19 protein-coding genes and 1 tRNA gene are annotated in these 20,774 nt (G+C 38.5%); 12 read left to right on the plus strand and 8 right to left on the minus strand.

Going from position 1 to position 20,774, the window contains the following annotated elements; translation table 11 throughout:
* Window positions 1-88: 88 nt before the first annotated feature.
* From LQU94_RS00925 to pgeF, 7 genes are all read right to left on the minus strand, one after another.
* On the minus strand, window positions 89-2,506 hold the full coding sequence (locus LQU94_RS00925; RefSeq protein WP_230634307.1) for a homocysteine S-methyltransferase family protein: 2,418 nt from the start codon (window positions 2,504-2,506) through the stop codon (window positions 89-91).
* Complete coding sequence (locus LQU94_RS00930) at window positions 2,503-3,138, minus strand: vitamin B12 dependent-methionine synthase activation domain-containing protein (RefSeq protein ID WP_230634310.1); 636 nt, start codon at window positions 3,136-3,138, stop codon at window positions 2,503-2,505. Before LQU94_RS00930 ends, LQU94_RS00925 begins: the two co-directional genes overlap by 4 nt.
* A complete protein-coding gene (metF, locus tag LQU94_RS00935; protein ID WP_230634313.1) occupies window positions 3,135-4,001 on the minus strand; it encodes a methylenetetrahydrofolate reductase [NAD(P)H] in 867 nt (288 codons plus the stop codon). Before metF ends, LQU94_RS00930 begins: the two co-directional genes overlap by 4 nt.
* Window positions 4,002-4,052: 51 nt before the next feature.
* Window positions 4,053-4,844: a glutamate racemase gene (gene murI / locus LQU94_RS00940; RefSeq protein ID WP_230634316.1), complete on the minus strand. Its 792-nt coding sequence runs from the start codon at window positions 4,842-4,844 to the stop codon at window positions 4,053-4,055.
* Between the two features lie 116 nt (window positions 4,845-4,960).
* Window positions 4,961-6,226, minus strand: coding sequence for an enhanced intracellular survival protein Eis (gene eis / locus LQU94_RS00945; RefSeq protein WP_230634319.1), 1,266 nt, complete (start codon window positions 6,224-6,226; stop codon window positions 4,961-4,963).
* Window positions 6,227-6,447: 221 nt separating this feature from the next.
* Window positions 6,448-6,523: transfer RNA gene (locus LQU94_RS00950), tRNA-Ala, on the minus strand.
* Between the two features lie 42 nt (window positions 6,524-6,565).
* Complete coding sequence (gene pgeF, locus LQU94_RS00955) at window positions 6,566-7,291, minus strand: peptidoglycan editing factor PgeF (protein WP_230634322.1); 726 nt, start codon at window positions 7,289-7,291, stop codon at window positions 6,566-6,568.
* A 69-nt stretch (window positions 7,292-7,360) separates the two neighbouring features.
* Between pgeF and LQU94_RS00960 the strand changes: the two genes are divergently transcribed.
* The 12 genes from LQU94_RS00960 to LQU94_RS01015 all read left to right on the plus strand — a co-directional run bounded on the left by LQU94_RS00960 (window position 7,361) and on the right by LQU94_RS01015 (window position 20,256).
* A complete protein-coding gene (locus LQU94_RS00960; protein ID WP_230634325.1) occupies window positions 7,361-8,446 on the plus strand; it encodes a hypothetical protein in 1,086 nt (361 codons plus the stop codon).
* Window positions 8,439-9,293: a mechanosensitive ion channel family protein gene (locus LQU94_RS00965; RefSeq protein ID WP_230634328.1), complete on the plus strand. Its 855-nt coding sequence runs from the start codon at window positions 8,439-8,441 to the stop codon at window positions 9,291-9,293. Before LQU94_RS00960 ends, LQU94_RS00965 begins: the two co-directional genes overlap by 8 nt.
* Window positions 9,271-9,507, plus strand: coding sequence for a DUF951 domain-containing protein (locus tag LQU94_RS00970; protein ID WP_230634331.1), 237 nt, complete (start codon window positions 9,271-9,273; stop codon window positions 9,505-9,507). Before LQU94_RS00965 ends, LQU94_RS00970 begins: the two co-directional genes overlap by 23 nt.
* A gap of 89 nt (window positions 9,508-9,596) precedes the next feature.
* The gene (secA, locus tag LQU94_RS00975) at window positions 9,597-12,335 is read left to right on the plus strand and encodes a preprotein translocase subunit SecA (protein ID WP_230634334.1); all 2,739 of its coding nucleotides are present in this window, start codon (window positions 9,597-9,599) and stop codon (window positions 12,333-12,335) included.
* 14 nt (window positions 12,336-12,349) lie between these two features.
* Window positions 12,350-13,465, plus strand: a complete 1,116-nt coding sequence (gene prfB, locus LQU94_RS00980; protein ID WP_230634337.1) for a peptide chain release factor 2 — start codon at window positions 12,350-12,352, stop codon at window positions 13,463-13,465.
* 42 nt (window positions 13,466-13,507) lie between these two features.
* Window positions 13,508-15,583: a Tex-like N-terminal domain-containing protein gene (locus LQU94_RS00985; RefSeq protein ID WP_230634340.1), complete on the plus strand. Its 2,076-nt coding sequence runs from the start codon at window positions 13,508-13,510 to the stop codon at window positions 15,581-15,583.
* Window positions 15,584-15,867: 284 nt separating this feature from the next.
* Window positions 15,868-16,512, plus strand: coding sequence for a YitT family protein (locus LQU94_RS00990; RefSeq protein ID WP_230634343.1), 645 nt, complete (start codon window positions 15,868-15,870; stop codon window positions 16,510-16,512).
* Between the two features lie 20 nt (window positions 16,513-16,532).
* Window positions 16,533-17,468 (plus strand): adenosine deaminase, encoded by a 936-nt coding sequence (gene add, locus LQU94_RS00995; protein WP_230634346.1) that lies wholly within the window; start codon window positions 16,533-16,535, stop codon window positions 17,466-17,468.
* A gap of 67 nt (window positions 17,469-17,535) precedes the next feature.
* Window positions 17,536-18,243: an orotidine-5'-phosphate decarboxylase gene (gene pyrF / locus LQU94_RS01000; RefSeq protein ID WP_230634349.1), complete on the plus strand. Its 708-nt coding sequence runs from the start codon at window positions 17,536-17,538 to the stop codon at window positions 18,241-18,243.
* Window positions 18,244-18,870 carry an orotate phosphoribosyltransferase gene (gene pyrE, locus LQU94_RS01005; protein ID WP_230634352.1) on the plus strand — a complete coding sequence of 209 codons (627 nt, stop codon included), beginning with the start codon at window positions 18,244-18,246 and terminating at the stop codon, window positions 18,868-18,870.
* A gap of 80 nt (window positions 18,871-18,950) precedes the next feature.
* A complete protein-coding gene (locus LQU94_RS01010; RefSeq protein WP_230634355.1) occupies window positions 18,951-19,349 on the plus strand; it encodes a YkvA family protein in 399 nt (132 codons plus the stop codon).
* A gap of 28 nt (window positions 19,350-19,377) precedes the next feature.
* A complete protein-coding gene (locus tag LQU94_RS01015) occupies window positions 19,378-20,256 on the plus strand; it encodes a diacylglycerol kinase family protein (RefSeq protein WP_230634357.1) in 879 nt (292 codons plus the stop codon).
* Between the two features lie 34 nt (window positions 20,257-20,290).
* Here the strand turns inward: LQU94_RS01015 and LQU94_RS01020 are convergent, their stop codons facing one another.
* Window positions 20,291-20,743 carry a hypothetical protein gene (locus tag LQU94_RS01020; RefSeq protein WP_230634359.1) on the minus strand — a complete coding sequence of 151 codons (453 nt, stop codon included), beginning with the start codon at window positions 20,741-20,743 and terminating at the stop codon, window positions 20,291-20,293.
* Window positions 20,744-20,774: the final 31 nt, after the last annotated feature.

Genomic DNA, 20,774 nt, shown 5'->3' on the forward strand with positions numbered 1-20,774 from the left:
ATCCTATGGTAACAAATTTTAAGTTTTTGTACAGAGATTTTGAAAAGAAAACGTAGAAAAATCCTAGGAGTTTTCCTAGGATTTTTGATTATAGTAAATTTTCTTTTTCCAAAGATTCCACATAGCGAACCGTAGCCATGGCATCTTTTCCGTAAGCATCGGCGTGGATTTCTTGGGCGTATGCTTCTGTTAAAACGGCGCCGCCAACAAGAATTTTGCAATCTTTACAATGTTCTCGCAAAAGGGCGATGGTTTCTTTCATAAAAACAACGGTCGTTGTCATTAAAGCAGAAAGACCAACAAAGCGAAGATTTTCTTTTTGTACGGTTTCGAGAATTTTTTCAGGGGGCACATCTTTTCCTAAATCCAAAACTTCAAATCCGTAGTTTTCCAATAAGGCCTTGGTAATATTTTTTCCAATATCGTGGATATCTCCTTTTACAGTGGCTACCAAAACCCTTCCTCGGGTGGTGTGGTTGGCTTCTTTTTGCATGTTTTCTCGAATGACAGAGAAGGCAGCAGAAGCGGCATCGGCGCTCATAAGCAATTGAGGAAGGAATAGAGTTTTGTTTTCAAATTTTTCCCCTACACGATTTAAGGAAGGGATGACGATGGTTTGTATAATTTCCATACTATCCATGGTTTGTAGAGTTTCCTGGGCAAAAGTTTTGGCTTCTCCCATTAAGCCTTTTTCAATGGCATATCCTAAATCTTTTTTGTGCTCTTCCGAAGAATTTTTCGCTGAAGTTTTTGTATTTTTTGTGGAAGTTCTTTCTTTGTATTTTTCAATATAACCAAGGGAAGATTCATCTTGCCCTAAAAGGGCCAAGGAAGAGGAGTAGGCGTCCATTAATTCTTGACTAAGGGGATTGATAATTCCACTGGTTAAACCGGCGTAAAGGGCCATGGAGAAAAACGTTCCGTTGATTAAATCTCGATAGGGAAGGCCGAAGGAAATGTTGGAAACTCCAAGGGTTGTATTCCATCCTTTTTCGGAAAGCAGGCGAATGGTTTCCAAACAAGTTTTTGCGCTTTCGCCATCACTTGAAATGGTTAAGGCCAAGGGGTCAAAGACAAGAGATTCTGAACCAATTCCATATTTTTCGGCTTCTTTTTGAATTTTTTCTGCAATGGCAAGGCGATCTTCTGCTGTATTTGGAATGCCGGATTCATCTAAGCAAAGGGCAACGACAACGGCGCCGTATTTTTTAGCAATGGGAAAAATTTCGTCCATAGATTCTTGTTTTCCATTGACGGAATTTAAGAGAGGGCGACCATTGTATTTTCGGCAGGCTTTTTCCATGGCTTTTGGATTGGTCGTGTCAATTTGAAGGGGAAGGGAGGTTACCCCTTGGATCTCCCCTATAATTTTTGGTAAGAAATTCTCTTCATCAAATTCTGGCAATCCACAATTCACATCCAAAATATGGCACCCAAATTCTTCTTGTTCCAAGGCGATGGAGAGAATGGAATCGATTTTCCCTGCTTTCATGGCTTCTTGCAAAGATTTTTTTCCCGTAGGGTTCAATCGTTCTCCAATTAAAAGAGGTTTTTTCCCAAAGGAGACGGTTTTTCCATAAGAAGAAATTTTTGTAGAAGGGGAAGGAAGTTCTCCCTCTACTTTTTTTTCTTTGGTTTTTGTGGTCATTTTGCGAATGTATTCTGGATTGGTTCCGCAACAACCGCCTAAAACGGAAACGCCCATTTCTGCGAATTCTACCATATAATCGCTAAATTCTTCGTCGGTAATATCGTATTGAGTTTTCCCGTCTACAATGGTTGGCAGACCGGCATTGGGTTGAACGATAACAGGAATTCGGCTATATTTTATAATTTCTTCTACAATGGGAAGCATTTGTTTTGGTCCAAGGGAACAATTTACTCCCAAAGCATCAACCCCTAAAGATTCTGCGGTGGTAACAAAAGTTTCTACATCCGTTCCAGAAAGCATTCGCCCATTTTCTTCAAAAACAGCCGTAACAAAAACGGGAAGAGAGGCGTTTTCTTTGGCAGCCAAAATGGCGGCTTTGAGTTCGTATAAATCGGACATGGTTTCAATAGTAATTAAATCTACCCCAGCTTTAACTCCTGCGTCTACAATTTCCTTAAACAAGCCATAAGCTTCTTCAAAGGATAAATCGCCAAAAGGCTCCATAATTCTTCCCAATGGGCCCACGTCTAGGGAGACAAAATGAGGTTTGGAAGGATTTTCTTTTTCGTATTGGGCAATGGCTTCTCGTGCATTGGCGATTCCGGCTCCAATGACCTCATCGGTGGTATAGCCGGAAGGAGAAAGTTTTTGGCTGTGAGCGCCAAAGGTGTTGGCCAAAAGGATATTGGTTCCAGCTTCTAAATATTCCCGGTGCATTTGAATTAAAATTTCGCTGTGGGTAATGTTTAGGAGTTCGGGAATTTCTCCTACCTGTAATCCATGATTTTGCAAATAGGTTCCCGTTGCTCCGTCATAATACAGTAGATTTTTTTCTAGTTCCGTCATTACATTCATTCTTGTTCCCTCCTTTTGTGAATTCCCATTAGGGCGGTTACAGATTTGGTTGGTATCATCATATTTCCTTGGGTTAATCCGACGCCAATTCTTCGGTGAAGTTGCAAAAAGTCCAATAAATTTTTTTGGTTTTCCAATCCATAATCAGCGAACCCTGGGCTAAATCTTGGTTTGGTAAAATAACCAAGGGGTTCTAAGGACTCCGCAAGATTTTTACAGAGAGTATTGGCCGCGGTCTCGATGGTTTCGATGGCAATGGCATCTACAAGGATAGAATCGGCTTTGGAAATTTTGTCTTTCCGATAAATAAGTCGGTCTACACCAATTCCTAAAGTGATTCCAAAAGCAAAAACGCATTCGCTTCCTTGTAAATTTTTTTCCAAAACAAGGCTCTGGATTTCCAAGGCGCCAATTTGTATTTTTCCCTCTCCCAAAAAAGAAATCGGAAAAATTTCTCCGTAGTGTTTGATTTCTGCTACAGATAGAAGTTCTAGGATGTTTTTTTCGATTTTTTCTCCAACAATTGGGTCCAAAGAGTCTGGTTTGAATCCCAAATAACGGTAGATTTCGTGGCGACGTAAATCTTCTTTTTTTAGGGAAAAGGGAGAGATGATTTCTTTCAAGGGAATCATCGGAACAAACTCCCGATTCCCCTGGAGATGGATTCGGCAATTTCAGGCTTATTCATGGTATAAATATGAACTCCTTTTACTCCGTGGGATAAAAGCTCAGCTGTTTGATTCATGGCATAGGCGCAACCAACTTCTAAACAAGCCTTTGAATCGTCCCCATATTTATCCAAAATGGAGAGTAGATTTTTAGGAATATTTGCGTTGGAAAGTTTTGCAATTCGCTTGATTTGTTTGCCATTTGTTACGGGCATAATTCCTGCAATAATAGGCGTATTGATTTGGTGTTTATCCAAAAGATCGTAGAAGCGGTAAAATTTTTCATTATCAAAAAACATTTGTGTCGTCATAAAATCGGCTCCCCAGGCAACTTTTTCCTTTAGCCATAAAACTTCTTGTTCCAAGGATACAGAAGCATTTTGTCCCTCAGGAAAACAAGCCACTCCTACAGAAAAATCATGAATTTCTTTTAGGCGCTTTACCAACTCATAAGCGTAGGAGTAACGATTGGGATGAGGGAAGATTTCTCCTTCGGGAATATCCCCTCGCAGAGCCAAAATATTTTCCACGCCTTTTTCTTTCATAGAATGGGCAATGGCGTCAATTTCTTCTTTATCGGTAGTAACACAAGTTAGATGGGCAACGGCAGGAATCCCCATAAAATGATCCAGAGCATGGGCAATTTCGACGGTATGATCGCCGCTTCCTCCTTGGGCTTTGTAGGTCACAGACATAAAGTCGGGTTCATAAGCCGCCATACGAGAGGCACTATTCATAACGCTTTTTAAGGAAACCCTTTCGTTGGGCGGAAAAATTTCAAAGGACAATGTAGATTTTTTGGATTGTAAAATATCGCGTATTTTCATACTCTCTCCTTTTGTGTAAGAAAAACTACCACAAATCGGGTAGTTTTTGAATTATTTCATGCTATTGGAATCCAACCACTGGATTTTTCTAGGGATAGCTTCCTCTAGAAATTTTTTCTTTTCAGGGGTAATGGTTTTTGTAAAATAAATGGACACGCTGCCTTTCTCTTGGCCGCTTGTAGGCACAATTCGGCGAGACAATTGGCGAATCGTTCCAACATTTCCATCCACCAGCTGAATATGTGGAGGAAGGATTTTGTGGAAGAAATCAATGTACCAAATAAAATGGGTACAACCAAGAACAACGGCTTTGTAATCGTTAAAATCGTAAGAAGACAAAAGACAATGAATATCTTCCATAAGTTCAGGACCATCAAATTGTAGATTTTCAGCAAAATGAACTAAACTTGGCATAGGAAGAATGTCTACACGGCTTTCTTTGTCTACGTTGGAAATCAATTGGGAAAGTTTTTTTGAATGGCTAGTAGCTTCTGTTGCCAGCAAAAGAACGCGTTTGTCTTGGTCTTTAGGATCGATTAAGGCCGGTTTTATAGCCGGTTCCATCCCAATAATAGGCAATTTGTATTTCTTTCGCAAATATTCTGCACTAGAAACCGTCGCTGTATTGCAAGCCAAAACAAGGGATTTTGGATTAAAAGGCGTAATATCCTCTATAACGCGATCCATTAGTTTTTGGATTTCTTCATAGGATTTTGTCCCATAAGGAACATTTTTATTATCCCCATAAAAAATAAAATTTTCTTGAGGTAGCATTTCCATGGCTTTGATCAATGCCGTTATTCCACCCATTCCTGAGTCAAATACAACGATACATTCTTTCATAAGGCCACTTCCTTTCTCTTACATTGCTTAAATTATACCAAATCTAAAGGGAAAAAAATATTAAGAATCGTCAAATCCAATAATGGAAATAAAAAAATCGGCCGAAGCCGAAATTTTTAATAGTCTGAATTGCTAAATGGTTTTTGGAAATAGTGGAAGAGGCGGTCTAACTCTTGAGCAAGCTCTTTTTCCTCTAGCTCAATCAATCCCATTTCAACCAAAGAATGGAAAGAAGCCGCGTTTAGAAGAAGGGCAGAGAGAGTGGCCCGGTTGCATTTTAAGTGTACATTTCCAGAACCTTCCTTTGAAAATTTCCAATGGGAAGAATGATCTTCCTTCTCTTGGAATGTTAAGAAAAATTCCTCTTCCGTTTTTTGAATTTCATCAAAGAGAGTAATGGACAATTTTAGAGAAGTAGAGGGAAATTTTCGATGGCTAGTATCTTGGAAAAATTTCTCTAAGTCTAGAATTTTATACATATTTCCCACGGCAGAAACATTGGTTTGCAAATAGCCGTAGGGAATGTAATTCTTCGAAATATGCTGAGGATCTTGAATGAAATGGTAGAAATCTTCTTTTCCAGAACGAAGGACAACGGATTGTACCATGTCTTTTTGTCGCTCTAAGAATCCAATCAATTCTCTTAATTCCTTCGAATTATTGTAAACCAATTCATCCACTATAATGCGATTTTGGGTGTAATTGTTGTCGTGGCCATTTTCGAAATGATAGCGAATGTAGGCTGAAAGAGAATGTCCTTCATAAATTCCCACAACAAGAGTTTCCTCATCTCGTTCAAACCAAAAGATTTCTTCACTAAAACGACAAAGAGTGCCATGATTTTTTTCGGCAAAAGAATGATAAGCATCTAAAATTTTCGGCAAATCTTCCCTTGGAACATAGGCGAGGCGAGAGGAATCCTCACAGGGTGGCAAATTTTTTGTTTCCACATGATATTCATCCATCCTGGCTCCTAGACCATAGCCCATATTTCGGTAAAAAGAAATATTAAAAGGAAGGAGAATGGCAGTAGATGCCCCAGATTCTTTGGAAAAATTTTCAAAGAATTGGACCATTTGAAAAGCCACTCCCTTTTTCCGATGAAAAGGATGAACCGCAAGGGACATAAGGCCTTTTGCTTTTCTCATTTCTCCAAAATAATTCATAGAAAAATCAATAATCTTCATAGAGGCAATTAACCGATTGTCTTCGTAACAGCCAAAGAAATCAATATCCTCTGCTTTTTCTAATTCATGGAGGGTTTTCTTTCGATAAAAATCGATTCCATCTAAATCCAGAGTCTTAAAAGCAGGATAGGAATTTAAGTAGACCTCCAATAAAGGTTCCAAATCAGAAACGGGAATGGGTTTTATAGTAAACATAATCTTCTCCTTTTGTTTTCTAAGAGATTTTTTCGTAATCCATATAGTTTGATTTTATCACAAAGGGAAAAGAAGAATGAAAAAAAGCCCCTAAAATTTTCGATTTTAGAGGCTTGGGTATAATGAGTTGTTGCTTTTTTTGGAAAATTTTTGTAGAAGAAAAAGGGATTTTTCTGCGGATGGAAAAATGCAAAAAAAAGACCGGTACAATGACCGGTCTTTGGTGGAGATGAGGAGGATCGAACTCCTTACCTCTTGAATGCCATTCAAGCGCTCTCCCAAGTGAGCTACACCCCCGAAATGAATACTCATTTAGTATAAGGGCATAGAATCGTTTTGTCAAGATGGAAGAATCATAGATAGCATAGAATTTAATCCGTAGTCGGGTTGATCTCTTCGGTAAGAATGAAGATTTTTATCTCCATAGGTATCTCTTTCTGAAACGGTAATATTTTCTTCTTTCAAACCCGCTAAGAGAAGAATTCTACGGTTGGTTTCTTTTAGGTTGATATTCCAATGGGTTTCGTCTTTTTTCTCCAAGACTTCTTGGGCAAAGTCAAAGGTTTCTTCCCATTGTTTTTTTACGTCTTCTTGCACTTCAAAGTGTTCCATTCCAATAGATGGGCCAATAAAGGCTTGGATATTGTCTGGATGAGAACTGTAAATATCTCCCATTTTTTCAACGGCTTTTTTTGTGATTTGTAAAAGGGTTCCTCTCCACCCTGAATGGATGGCCGCTTGAACATTTTTTACAGGATCGTAAAGCAAAACAGGACAGCAGTCTGCAATTCGAATGGAAAGAAGAATGTTTGGAACGTTGGTAATCATTCCATCTCCACTTCCCGCAACGCGTCCATATTCTCCGGGAGTTCCCATGACTAAAGAGTGAATGGGACGAATTTTGTCGGAATGAATTTGGTTTAGATAAAATACACCATCGGGTTCAATGGAATTTTCTTCTTTTATTTTCTCAATTTGTTCGTGAATGAATACTTCTGAAGTGTCCTTTCGAAAATTGTAAGGCTTTTCCGTAAAAATAAGTTTTAATTTTTCATTTGATAACATAGTAACCTCCGATTCCGTCCCTTTTCATCCGCCTTTTCTTAGGATATAATGAAGCGGGAGGATTATTTAATGAGAAACAAACAAATTAGGAGATTGCTTCTCCTGTTTATCATTATAATCGCAATGGCCATTTTTCTCAAAAGAAATTGGAATTGGGTTTATACAATAGAGCCGGAATGGCAAAAAAATGTAGAATATGACTTGGATGAGATTCACATTTTGAGTTCCAATCGGATGGTCCTTTGGGACGGGGATACTTTGGAATTTTTGGATAAAAAAGGAGAAACGGTAGAAACCGTAGACCGCACAGGAGAAGGGCAAGTTGCTTATTTTGGAGATAGCAAAGTGCTTTTGTTTGATGGGGATTTAAGAAAAGTTACGGTTTTTGACGAAGAAGGAGTAGAGGAAATTTCTTATACCGTTGAGGGAGAACTTTTTGCTGCAACAGAACAGAATGGAAATGTTCTTCTTCATGTGAAAAAAGAAAAGGGCGAGATTTTGTATTTGGGAGATCGCTCTGGCGGTTTGGAGATTTTGTTTGAAACCGATCATAATATTTTGGACTATGAAGTGGAAAACTCGAATTCTTTTATTGTTTCGGAGCTATCCAATGAGGCGGGAGGATATAAGACGACTTTGTATAAGAATACAGGGGAGTTTGAGAAAGAGGAATTTTCTCGAGAGGTTTCTATGGAAATTGGATTTTTCGAAGGAAAAGAAGTGATGGTTACGGAAAAGAATTTGTACTTAATTGACGGAGAGGAAATTCAAAGTGTAGAGATTCCTTTAATGAGTGATGTTTATTTTGGAAAGTCTAAAATCTATCTTTTGCATAGTGGGATTTTGACAATTTACAATAAAAAATTGGAAGAGATAGAGAATGAAGCCATTGCTGCTAATGTAAATCAAATAGAAAATATGGAAAACAGTATCTATGTTCATGGAAATAACGAAGGAATAGGAAATCCATTGTCCCCAAGAGCATTCCATTTTCGTTTAGAGGAAAATGCAAAAATTTGGGAAATGGGAGACAATATTTTGATGACTTTCTCAGATCGCAAGGTAAAAGCCTATACTTTCCATAAAAAAATGTGGAATCATGGGAAAGAAATTCAACTTCCTCGATTTAAGGAAGGAGAAAATAAGATTGACTAAACAAGAAATAATGGGATTGTTCCTAAATGAAGAGAAGAATCTTAATTTGCTAGGAATTGTTGTTGGAACGATTCTTTTGGTTGTGGCGATACAACTTTTAATTCGGATTTTTGATGGGGTGGCCGAACAGGCAATTTATCGAAGAGAGCGAGAGAAAAAATCAAGCAATGGAAGAATTTTGACGTTGACAAATATTGCTTCGAGTTTGGTTCGATACGGTTTGTATATTGTTGGGGCGTTGATTTTTCTAAATTTTTTAGACATTAATACTTCCACTTTATTGGCTACAGCAGGGGTTGGTACTTTTGCCTTGGCTTTAGGCGCACAAACCTTAGTAAAGGATTTTATTACAGGTCTTTTTATTTTGTTTGAGGATCAATATAGTGTGGGAGATTTTGTGGAATGTGCCACAAAAACAGGATATGTGCAAGATGTTGGAGTTCGTGTAACAAAATTACGGGATGTAGATGGATCTCTTCACATTATCCCAAATTCGGAAATTCGTGTAGTAACCAACCAAAGTCGTGGAAAAATGCGAGCAAAAGTTATTGTATCCGTAGACGGCTTGGAGAATCCGAAGCGAGTATTGGAAATATTTGAAAAAGCCATGGAACCTTTGCGAAATTTGGATCGCCCATCTTATGGCCCAAGTTTGTGGGGCGTTACAAATAATTCGGAAAAAGGGTATCAAATAACTATTGTGGGATGGTCTGAAGCGGGCGATCAATATGATCTAGAATTTCAAATACGCCAAGCGATTATTGAGGCGATGATTGAGGAAAATATTGCTCAGCCAAGGTGGAGATTTATAGAAGGAGTAATGGATGACGAATCGGTTGTATTATGAGTTAAATGATTTGGTTACTTTGAAGAAGGGACATCCTTGTGGAGAAAATGAATGGAAGATTCTGCGAAAAGGGGCAGATATAAAATTGGAATGTCAAGGATGCCAACACATTATTTGGATGACAAGAATGGAGTTTGAAAAACGCGTTCGTAAAATTTTAGTGGACGGAAAATGGATTAGTATCGTTCATCATCATCCAGAGGAATTGGATTAAGTGAAATTATTGCGAAACTTAGCCGTTTCAATGGATGAGAGCACTCTTCTATGATAAAATAAATGTTTAGGGAAAGGAACGTGATAGAAATGGGAATATTCGGAAAAATCTTCGGTAGTTATTCCGACCGTGAAATAAAAAAAATTAAACCCATAGCTGATAAAGTTCTTGCATTGGACGAGTCCATGCAAAAACTCAGCGATGAGGAGTTAAAACATAAAACTGTTGAATTTAGAGAAAGATTAGCCAACGGAGAAACATTGGATGATGTTTTGGTAGAAGCTTTTGCCACCGTTCGTGAGGCTTCTTCTCGTGTGTTGGGAATGAAACATTTCCCTGTCCAAATTATGGGGGGAATCATCCTTCACCAAGGTAGAATCGCCGAGATGAAAACAGGGGAAGGAAAAACTTTAGTAGCGACATTGCCAACGTATTTGAACGCTTTGGCAGGAAAAGGAGCTCATGTTGTAACCGTAAATGATTACTTAGCCCTTCGTGATAAACAATGGATGGGAAAATTGTATTCTTTCTTGGGAATGTCTGTGGGATGTATTCTACACGATATGACACCTGAAGAAAGAAAAATAGCTTACAATTCAGATATCACTTATGGTACAAACAATGAGTTTGGCTTCGATTATCTTCGTGATAATATGGTTGTTTACAAAGAGAACATGGTACAAAGGGACTTGTTCTATTGTATCGTGGATGAGGTCGATTCGATTTTAATCGATGAGGCGAGAACTCCATTGATTATCTCTGGTCAAGGAGATGAATCTACAGATTTATACGTTCACGCGAAGAATTTTGTAAATACTTTATCTTATCGTATTAAAGATCAAAGTGAAGAAAACATGGATCGTTTCAATCGAGAATTTAGAGAAGAGACGGTTGATTTTGTTGTGGATGAAAAGGCAAAGACGGCGACTCTTACTGATATGGGGAGCGAAAAAGCGGAAAAATATTTCAATGTAGAAAATCTAATGGATATGGAAAATCAAGAGTTATTGCACCATATTCATCAAGCGTTAAAAGCGCGAGGAACGATGCATTTGGATATTGACTATGTAATTGAAGGGGACGATATTGTAATCGTTGATGAATTTACAGGTCGTTTAATGTATGGTCGCCGTTATTCGGATGGATTGCATCAAGCCATTGAGGCCAAAGAAGGCATTCCAGTAAAAGCAGAATCCAAAACATTGGCAACCATTACGTTCCAAAATTATTTCCGTATGTATACGAAATTGTCTGGTATGACAGGTACGGCGATGACAGAGGAATCTGAGTTCCGTGAAATTTATAAAATGGACGTTGTTGAAATTCCTACGAACAAACCAATTGCCAGAAAAGATGGAGACGACAGTATCTATCGCAATGAACAGGCAAAATTCCGTGCTGTAACAAAAGATATTGTAGAGCGTCACGCAAAAGGACAACCGGTTTTGGTCGGTACCATTTCCATTGAAAAATCAGAATTGTTGTCTCAATTCTTAAAGAAAAATGGAATCAAACACAATGTTTTGAACGCAAAGCGTCATGCCCAAGAGTCTGAAATTGTTGCTCAAGCGGGTCGCCTAGGGGCTGTAACCATTGCCACAAATATGGCAGGTCGTGGTACGGATATTGTACTAGGGGGAAATCCTGATCATATGGCGAAGCAACAATTGGAACGAGAAGGCATGGAGCCAAACTTAATTGAAATGTCTGATAGTTATTTTGATACACAAGACGAAGAAGTTTTAGATGCTCGTAGAAGATTCCAAGAAGCGAGAGCAAAATACAAACAAGAAACCGACGAAGAAGCAAAAAAAGTTATTGAAGCCGGTGGTTTGCATATTATCGGTACAGAACGTCACGAATCCCGCCGTATTGACAATCAGTTACGTGGTCGTGCCGGTCGTCAAGGGGACGAAGGTAGTACCAAATTCTATATTTCTGCGGATGATGAAGTAATTCGTCTATTTGCGGGGGATCGATTCAAAAATGTTATGGAAAAAATCGATGCGCCAGAAGATGAAGCCATTGAGCATAAAATTTTAACGAGCTTAATTGAAAGTGCTCAGCGAAAAGTAGAAGGAAACAACTTTAGTATTCGTAAACACGTTCTTCAATATGACGATGTTATGAATAAGCAAAGAGAAGTTATCTATGGAGAACGCCGCAAAGTTTTAGAAGGGGAAGACTTCAAGGATAGCATTGCTACAATGACAGAGGAATTGATTGATTCTACTATAGATTTCAATGTGAAGCTGGACGATAATCATAAACAATATATAGATTATGAAGCTTTGTATTTATTTGGCCGCAATACTTTTGATTTTGACGAAAATTTCATGAATGGACATGAAAATGCAACGGCAGCGGAATTGAAAGAGATGTTTAAGGCAAAAGCCAAAGAATATTATGCTGTGAAGGAGGAAGAGTTCGGAGAGGAACGCTTCCGTGAAGTGGAACGTGTGGTACTTTTGAAAGTCGTTGACCAAAAATGGATGGATCACATTGATGCTATGGACCAATTGCGCCAAGGGATTGGATTGCGTGCTGTAGGACAAATTGACCCCGTTCGCGCTTATCAAAACGAAGGATTTGATATGTTTGAAGAAATGAACGAAGCCATTCGTGAAGATACCGTTCGTTTGTTATTCCATGTGGTAAATCCTGAAAAAGTACAAAGGGTTCAAGTGGCAAAGGAAAGCAAAACACCAAACCCAGATACAGGGGTACAAGAACCAATTCGTCGTCAGGAAAAGAAAGTAGGACGTAACGATCCATGTCCATGTGGTAGTGGAAAAAAATATAAAAACTGTCACGGGAAAAATGCATAAGGAGTGTATGGGATTTGGAGCAAAATATATTTTTAGACCGGGAACGAATTGATCAATCTAGAGATTTAGTGGAGCGATTGGGAAAAAGTTTAGATATTGAAACGTTACGAGCAGAGGCCAAAGCCATTGAAGAAAAAACGATGGAAACGGGGTTCTGGGACGATAGCCAAGCCGCTCAAAAAGTGATAAAGAAACAAAATTCCTTAAAAGATCGCATTGATAAATACGATAATTTAATGGAAAAAATTGAAGAAGCCAATGTATTGTTGGAATTAATGGAAGAAGAAGACGATTATTCTTTCTATTCCACACTAAAAGAAAATATTGCTGAGGTAGAAAAGGATGCTTCTGTTTTCAAGTTAGAAACTCTTCTAAATGGAGAATACGACGACAATGATGTGATTCTATCGATCCATGCAGGGGCCGGTGGAACTGAAGCTCAAGATTGGGCCGATATGCTTTTAAGAATGTATCGTCGTTACGCAGAGAAAAAGGGATACAAAGTAGAACTTTTGGATTTGTTGAAAGAGGACGAGGCCGGGATTAAATCGGCTACATTGCAAGTGAGTGGGCCTCATGCCTATGGATATATTAAGGCAGAGAAAGGGGTACATCGCTTGGTTCGAATTTCTCCTTTTGATGCAGCAAAAAAACGTCACACCTCTTTTGCTTCTGTGGATGTGTATCCTGTTATTGATGAAGATACAGACGTTGAAATCAATAACGAAGATATTAAAGTGGATACCTACCGTGCCAGTGGAGCCGGTGGACAACACGTTAATACAACGGATAGTGCCGTTCGTATTACTCATATTCCTACAGGCATCGTTGTGCAATGTCAAAATGAGCGAAGCCAAATTCAAAACAGAGAAACTGCAATGAATATGTTAAAGGCGAAATTAATTGCCTTGAAAGAAGAAGAGCAAAAAGAGAAAATCGAAGATTTACAAGGAAATTATTCTCAAATTGCTTGGGGCTCTCAAATTCGCTCCTATGTATTCCATCCTTACACTTTAGTAAAAGATCATAGAACCAATGAAGAGGTTGGAGATGTGAGTCGTGTAATGGACGGGGATTTGGATCCATTTATTAATGCATATTTAGAAGAAAATGCAGACAAGAAAAATTAAGAAAAGAGAGGGGAAATCCTCTCTTTTTCCTATGGAGGCAAAATGAATATTACAAATAGACTGGCAGAAGAATTTCAAAGAACACCAGAGGTAATGGAGTCGATTTTGGCTTTATTTGATGAAGGAAATACCATTCCTTTTGTGGCTCGTTACCGAAAGGAAGTAACGAGAAATATGGAAGATGAAACGTTACGGGCCTTAACAGAACGTAGAAATCTTTTGGTATCTTTGGAAGAAAGAAAAGCAACCATTGTAAAAACTCTTATGGAACAGGAAAATCTTACAGAAAAGATTCAAGAAGATTTGGATAAAGCGGAGACTATGGCAGAGTTGGAGGACATTTATCGTCCTTATAAGCCAAAGAAACGAACTCGTGCAACCATAGCCAAAGAAAAGGGACTAGAGCCTTTTGCCATGGAGTTTTTGTCCAATCATACGATGGAAAAATTTGAACATGCCTTGGAGACGGCGGAGTTGGAAGAGGAATTATCCTACGAAGAAAAGCTACAAGGGGTAAAAGATATCGTGGCGGAAATTTATCAAGACAACGCAACGGTTCGTATGATTCTGAAAAAATTCTTAAAGAGAAATGCCGTATTTTATACAGAAGCCGGAAAAGTAGAAGATGCAACTTTTGCCATGTATTTTGATCGAAAAGAAAAATATTCTCGGGCACAAAATCATAGGATTTTGGCTATGGACCGTGGAGAAAAACTCGGCGCATTGAAAGTTTCTTTGCAGGCGGAGGAAGAGGTTTTGATTTCTTTGATTCTACAAGTTTTCCGTCCCCAAGAAGACAAGAAGGAAATGGCGAAAGAAATTGCAAAAGATAGCCTAAAACGATTGATTTTCCCTTCTGTGGAGCGAGAGTTGCGAGGAGAAAAAACGGAAGAAGCACAAAAAAGTGCCATTGAAGTTTTTGGGAAAAATTTACGTCCCCTTTTGTTGTCGCCACCTCTTCGTAACGCCAGAATTTTAGCCATTGACCCAGGGGTTCGTACGGGTTGTAAGGTGGCGATTTTAGATGAGTATGGATTGTACTTAGAAAATTCTATTTTGTACTTAAACGATAAAAAAGGAGAAGAGAGAGCGAAAAAAATTCTTCCTGAATTATTGAAAAAATATAAAATCGACGCCATTGCCATAGGAAGTGGAACGGCTTCTTATGAAACGGAATTGTTTGTAAGCACTGTGTTGAAAGAAAATAAAATGGATGTAGAATATGCCATTGTCAACGAAGATGGTGCTAGTGTTTATTCCGCGTCTCCTTTGGCAAAAGAAGAATTTCCAGATTTGGATGTAACCGTTCGTGGTGCCATTTCCATTGGGCGAAGATTGCAAGATCCTTTGGCGGAATTGGTAAAGATCGAACCGAGACATATTGGGGTAGGACAATACCAACACGATTTGGATCGAAAATCTTTGGATGAAAAACTAAGTGGCGTGATTGAAGCCTGCGTAAACCATGTAGGGGTAAATATCAATACGGCATCCGTTCCTTTGTTAAGTCATATTTCTGGAATTACAAAGAAAACGGCACAAAATATTGTAGATTATCGAAATGAGAATGGTCCTTTTGAAAATAGAAAGCAAATAAAGGATGTGAAGGGGATTGGACCAAAGGCTTTTGAACAGGCAGCCGGGTTTTTACGAATTCCTGAGAGCACAGAAATTTTGGATAACACAGGAGTTCATCCAGAGTCCTACGAAATTGCTCGAATTTTAATGAATGAAGAGCTTTCTAATTCTGAAAAAGCAGAAAAAATCAAAGCTTTGGATGTAGGGGAACTAACCTTGGAAGATATTAAAAAGGAATTGGAAAAGCCAGGTCGTGACGTTCGGGAAGATTTGGGAAATGTGGCCTTAAAACGTACGGCGATGGAAATGAAAGATCTGAAAGAAGGGCTGAAATTGCAAGGAGTTGTACGAAACGTTGTAGATTTTGGTGCTTTTGTAGATATTGGAATCAAAAAATCGGGACTTCTTCACATTGGAAAAATCTTGGAAAAACGTGGGGGCGGTTCCATTTATGATAAAGTGGAAGTAGGAGAATCTTTAGAAGTTGAAATCATTACATTGGATTTAGAACGAGAGAGGATTGCTCTTGCCTTGGTATAAAAGGGATGGCTATGCCATCTCTTTTTCTATGCTTTTCAGGAATTGGAAATCTGTGATATAATAATTCTATATGTAAAGAAAGATGGTTACCGAATTCGGTAGTTTTTATCTGATGTCTACGGATGAGAAGAGCCTAATTTTTGCCTGATGTGGTAAGTCTAAAGGAGAAAAAATTCGTAAGAAACTCAGAGTTTTTACAAGAAAAAATAACCAAACAAAAAAGCATCAACTACCATCATAAGGTTTTAGAGAATTTTCTAATGTTTTATGATAAGGAGTATTTTATGGAAAGCAAGGGATGGAGAGCTTTGGGTTTGAACCCAAAAACTTTTTTACGAATTGTTTTGGGAACGTGTATTATGTCCTTTGGGATGGTAAATATCCATGGGCCTTCTAAGATTACCGAAGGTGGCGTTTTGGGAATGGTATTGTTTTGCCAAAATGTCTTAGGTTGGGATCCAGCCATTGTAAGTCCTCTTTTGGATATTGCCTGTTACGCTCTTGGACTAAAGTTAATGGGGCGAGTTTTTTTGAAAAGGGCCTTGGTGGCATCTTTTTCTTTTGCCTTTTTCTATAAAATTTTTAGTTTAATCGGACCAATTTTGCCCAATTTATACAATTATCCTTTGATTGCGTCCGTTGTGGGCGGTATTTTCATAGGAATTGGCTGTGGAATGGTTGTTATATCTGGTGGAGCCGCTGGTGGGGATGACGCTCTAGCGATGGTGATTTCAAAGAAAATGAAATGGCCTATGAGTCGCTCCTATTTAACCACTGATTTTGTGGTCTTATTGTTATCTTTGGCCTACATTGCGCCAAGGCGTTTGGTATTTTCTCTTTTAACAACGTTAGTGTCCTCTTTCCTAATTGGACAGCTAGAGATAAAGAGCGGAAAACCAGCCCATGAAATAGAAATAGAAGAAAAATAAAATAGACAGGAAGTGAAACAATGCGTGAATTGCATTTGCATTTGGATGGTTCTTTGCGTCCAGAAACGGTGGAAGAACTAGCCAAAGAAAAAAATATAAAAATTGGAACATTGGAAGAGATTAAAGATAAAATGATCGTTCCAGAAGATTGCGATAGCTTAAATGAATATTTGGAGCGTTTTGCTCTTCCATTGGAATTTTTGCAAAACAAAGAGTGGATGGAGAGAATTGCCTTTGAATTGGGAGAAGATTTGGCGAAGATGGGACTGGAATATGGAGAAATTCGTTTCGCACCTCAACTTCACACTCAAGAGGGAATGTCACAAAGAGAAGCAGTAGAAGCGGCTATCTCTGGTGTAAAAAAAGCCATGGAAACATATCCTTCCATTCGTTTGGGATTGATTTTATGTGCTATGCGTGGAGATTCCAACGAAAAAGAAAATTTTGAGACTCTAGAAATCGCAGCAGAAATGTTGGGGGATGTTGTGTGTGCCTTCGACTTAGCTGGTGCAGAGGCCTTATTCCCAACGGAAAATTTTGAAAATTTATTTGCAAAAGCCAAAGAATTAAAGGTTCCTTTTACCATTCATGCGGGAGAAGCTGCAGGTCCTGAATCTGTGTGGAAAGCCTTGGAATTTGGGGCAAAACGAATCGGCCATGGAGTTCGTTCTATTGAAGACGATAAATTGGTAGAATATTTGGCTGAGAAGAAGATTCCTTTGGAAGTATGTATTGTTAGCAATGGAGATACAAAATTAGTAGAAGATTTGAAAGATCATCCCGTAAAAGAATTGTTTGATCGCGGGGTGCGTGTTACTTTGAATTCGGATAATAATACTGTATCCAATACAAATTTATTAAAAGAGAGAAAGATTGCCAAAGAACGCTTTGGTTTTTCGGAAGAAGAGCTAAAACAAATGGATGATTACGCCAAAGAAGCGTCTTTCTTACAATAAAAAAGACCTCCTTTTTAAGGGGGTTTTTCTATGGGAAGAAGAAAAAATGGATTTTAAGGAGGATATTATGGGAAAAGATGTTATTGTTGCCTTGGATTTTGCCACAGGAAAAGAAGCATTGGATTTGGTTGCGTCTTTGGGAGAAGAAGTGTATGTAAAAATTGGCATGGAATTGTTCTATAGTGAGGGACCAGAAATTGTACGAGAATTCAAAAAACGCGGCCATAAAGTGTTCTTGGATTTGAAACTTCATGATATTCCCAATACGGTTTATGGGGGGATTCGTTCTTTAAGTAAATTGGGCGTAGATATGACCAATATTCATATGGCTGGGGGTGGAAAAATGGTTTCAGAGGCGGTTCGTGCCATTGAGGAAACCCAAAGCGAATCCATTTTACTTGGCGTAACCATGTTAACTTCTACTTCTGAAGAGAGAATGAAGGAGGAATTGTTAATTCAAAAGGATTATTCCCTAGAAGAAGTGGTATTGAAATATGCGACCTTAGGAAAAGAAAACGGCCTTCATGGTGTCGTATGTTCTGCCATGGAAGGAAAGAAATTGCGGAAAGAATTGGGAGAAGATTTTGTTTTGGTTTGTCCAGGAATTCGCCCAAAAGATGCCGAAGTGGGGGATCAAGTTCGCGTAGTAACACCAGAAGAGGCAAAAGAGTGGGGCGTAGATTATATTGTAGTGGGTCGCCCTATCACCAAAGCAGAAAATCCAAAGGAAGCCTATGAGATGATTTGTAAAGCATTTATCGGGGAGGAAAAATAAATGAAAAAAGTAGCGGAATTGTTGTTGGATATTGGGGCGGTTTCTTTATCTCCAAAAGAACCTTTTGTTTGGGCTTCTGGGATTAAAAGTCCCATTTATTGTGACAATCGCCTTTTGTTAAGTTATCCAAAGGAGAGAAAAATTGTTGAAGAAGGATTGATCCAATTGGTAAAGGAAAAATATCCAGAGGTGGAAGGAATTTTGGGAACGGCTACGGCGGGCATTCCTCACGCTTCTATTATGGCTTGGGAAATGGACTTGCCTACAGGATTTATCCGCAGCAAGGCAAAAGACCATGGAAAAGGCAAACAAATTGAAGGAGATTTCCAAAAGGGACAAAAAGTGGTAGTTATTGAAGATTTATTTTCTACGGGCGGATCTTCCATTGAAGCGGCAAAAGCTGCAAGAGAAGCAGGATTAGAAGTCTTAGGGGTTGTTTCTATTTTCACTTATGCCATGGATTCTTGCAAAGAAAATTTCAAAGAAGCGGGATTTTCTCATGAAAGTTTAAGTGATTTTCCTACTCTTGTAGAATTGGCATTGGAAAAAGGAATTCTATCTCAGGAAGAAGTAAAGCGTTTAGATCAATGGAGAAAAAATCCAAAAGATGAATCTTGGTGTTCGTAAGTCTGGTTGATTTACTAAAAAAACGGGTATTTTTAGAGTAGAATCGTTTAATATGCGATTACTTCACATAAGAAAGAGGGATGCGTATTAAAGCGGCATCAAGAATTATAAAATTATTGCCAAAAGCAAAGAAGATTGTAGGAAATCCGGAACGTTTTTCCAAGACGATGAAAAGTGGTTTGGAAATTGTAAAAGGGAATAAAAAATTTGGAGACATTCAAGGGGATGTTTTTGATCTTGTCCATTTGGCGCGGGATACTTTCAAAGGAAGTTATCGTGCCTTTAGTAAGAAAAACATGCTCATGATTGTTGCGGGAATCCTGTATTTGGTAAATCCTTTGGATATGATTCCAGATTTTATTTTAGGAATTGGTTGGACAGATGATTTGGCTGTATTAACCTATTTAATTTCAAAATTTTCCGAAGAATTGGAACGATATAGAGATTGGAAGATTTTATCAAAAGAGGACCTATTATAGGTCTTTTTTTGTTCATAGGAGGAAGGAAATGAAAGGGCGTATATTGTGGAATCCAAAAGCGGGGGAAGGAAAAGCCGCTGAATATGTACAAATATTGAAAGAACGTTTGGAAAAATCGGGCTCTCAGGTAGGGGTACTGGAAACAAAAAGCCAAGAGGATTTGATTCAGAAGGCTCATGAATCCTGCGATAATGAGACGACCCATTTGTTTTTATTTGGAGGAGATGGGACCCTAAACGATGCTTTCCAAGGCCTTGCTCGTGGGAAAAAACGTCCGATTTTAGGAATTGTTCCTATGGGAACGGGCAACTTAATCGCCGGTGGACTGGGGATTTCTACCAATCCTGAAGAATGGATAGAATCCATGGATTTTGAACAATGGCGTTGGATTGATATTGGGAAGGCCAACGAAGAATATTTTGGCTATAGTTTTTCTTTGGGCGATATTCCTCGCTTGATTCAAGATACGGATCGTGGATTAAAGAAAACCATGGGACAATGGGCCTATGTAAAGGAAATCTTAGCCAATGGGATGGATTTTGCTATGCACTCATTAAGGATAGAAAATAAAGGAAAAAGTTGGGAAAAAAATTACAGCCACGTTGTGGTTAGTATGACGACGCAAGTAAAGGAATTGCATTTTGCCCAAGGGGCCAATGAGGCAAACGATGGGCTATTTAACGTATATTTGTTTGAGGAAATGGGATCTATGGATTTGCTCCAAATGGTGCGAAAGGGATATGAAGGAGGATTGGAAGAACATGAAAAAGTAAAATTTTTTATGACGAATTCTTTGAAAATCTCTTCAGAGGAAATAGAGATTCCAACGGATATTGATGGAGATCCAGGGCCAAGTTTGCCAGTAGAAATTTCCATTGTTCCTTCTTTTGTTCAAATTTTATATTAAAAAAAGAACCCCTGACCAAATGGTCTAGGGGCTTTTAGTATTTATTATTTCGTTCCACCACTTTTAATTGAATGCCTAAAATTTTCCGTAAAAGCATAGGAACAATTAGAGCATAAACAGGAAAAAATACCACAAATTGACTTAATACCACAGTGGCTAACGGTAGATTTCCATCCGAACGGACATAGTTTACGATTCCCAAGGGAGAAAAGAGTAGAGTAAGAATAGGCAGGGCCAAAAGCACATACAATAGATTTTTTTCTAAAGGACGGACGGAAATGGCGTCCTCTTTTATTTTTTCTACATTTTCTTTATCTTGGCGATAATTTCCCAATAGATACACACATAAAATTCCAATAAAGACAAATACAATCAAATTGGAGCTGATTTCTCCATGGGGATTTCGAGAAACAACATAACGTAAAATCCCATATCCAAAGGCCATGACAATGCCAAATCGGTCCAAAAATAACAAAAGTTTTTTCAAAATAATCCTCCTAAATTTCATACCCTTATGG

This window comes from Peptoniphilus sp. KCTC 25270, from assembly GCF_021012875.1.
GTDB lineage: Bacteria > Bacillota > Clostridia > Tissierellales > Peptoniphilaceae > JAJMZJ01.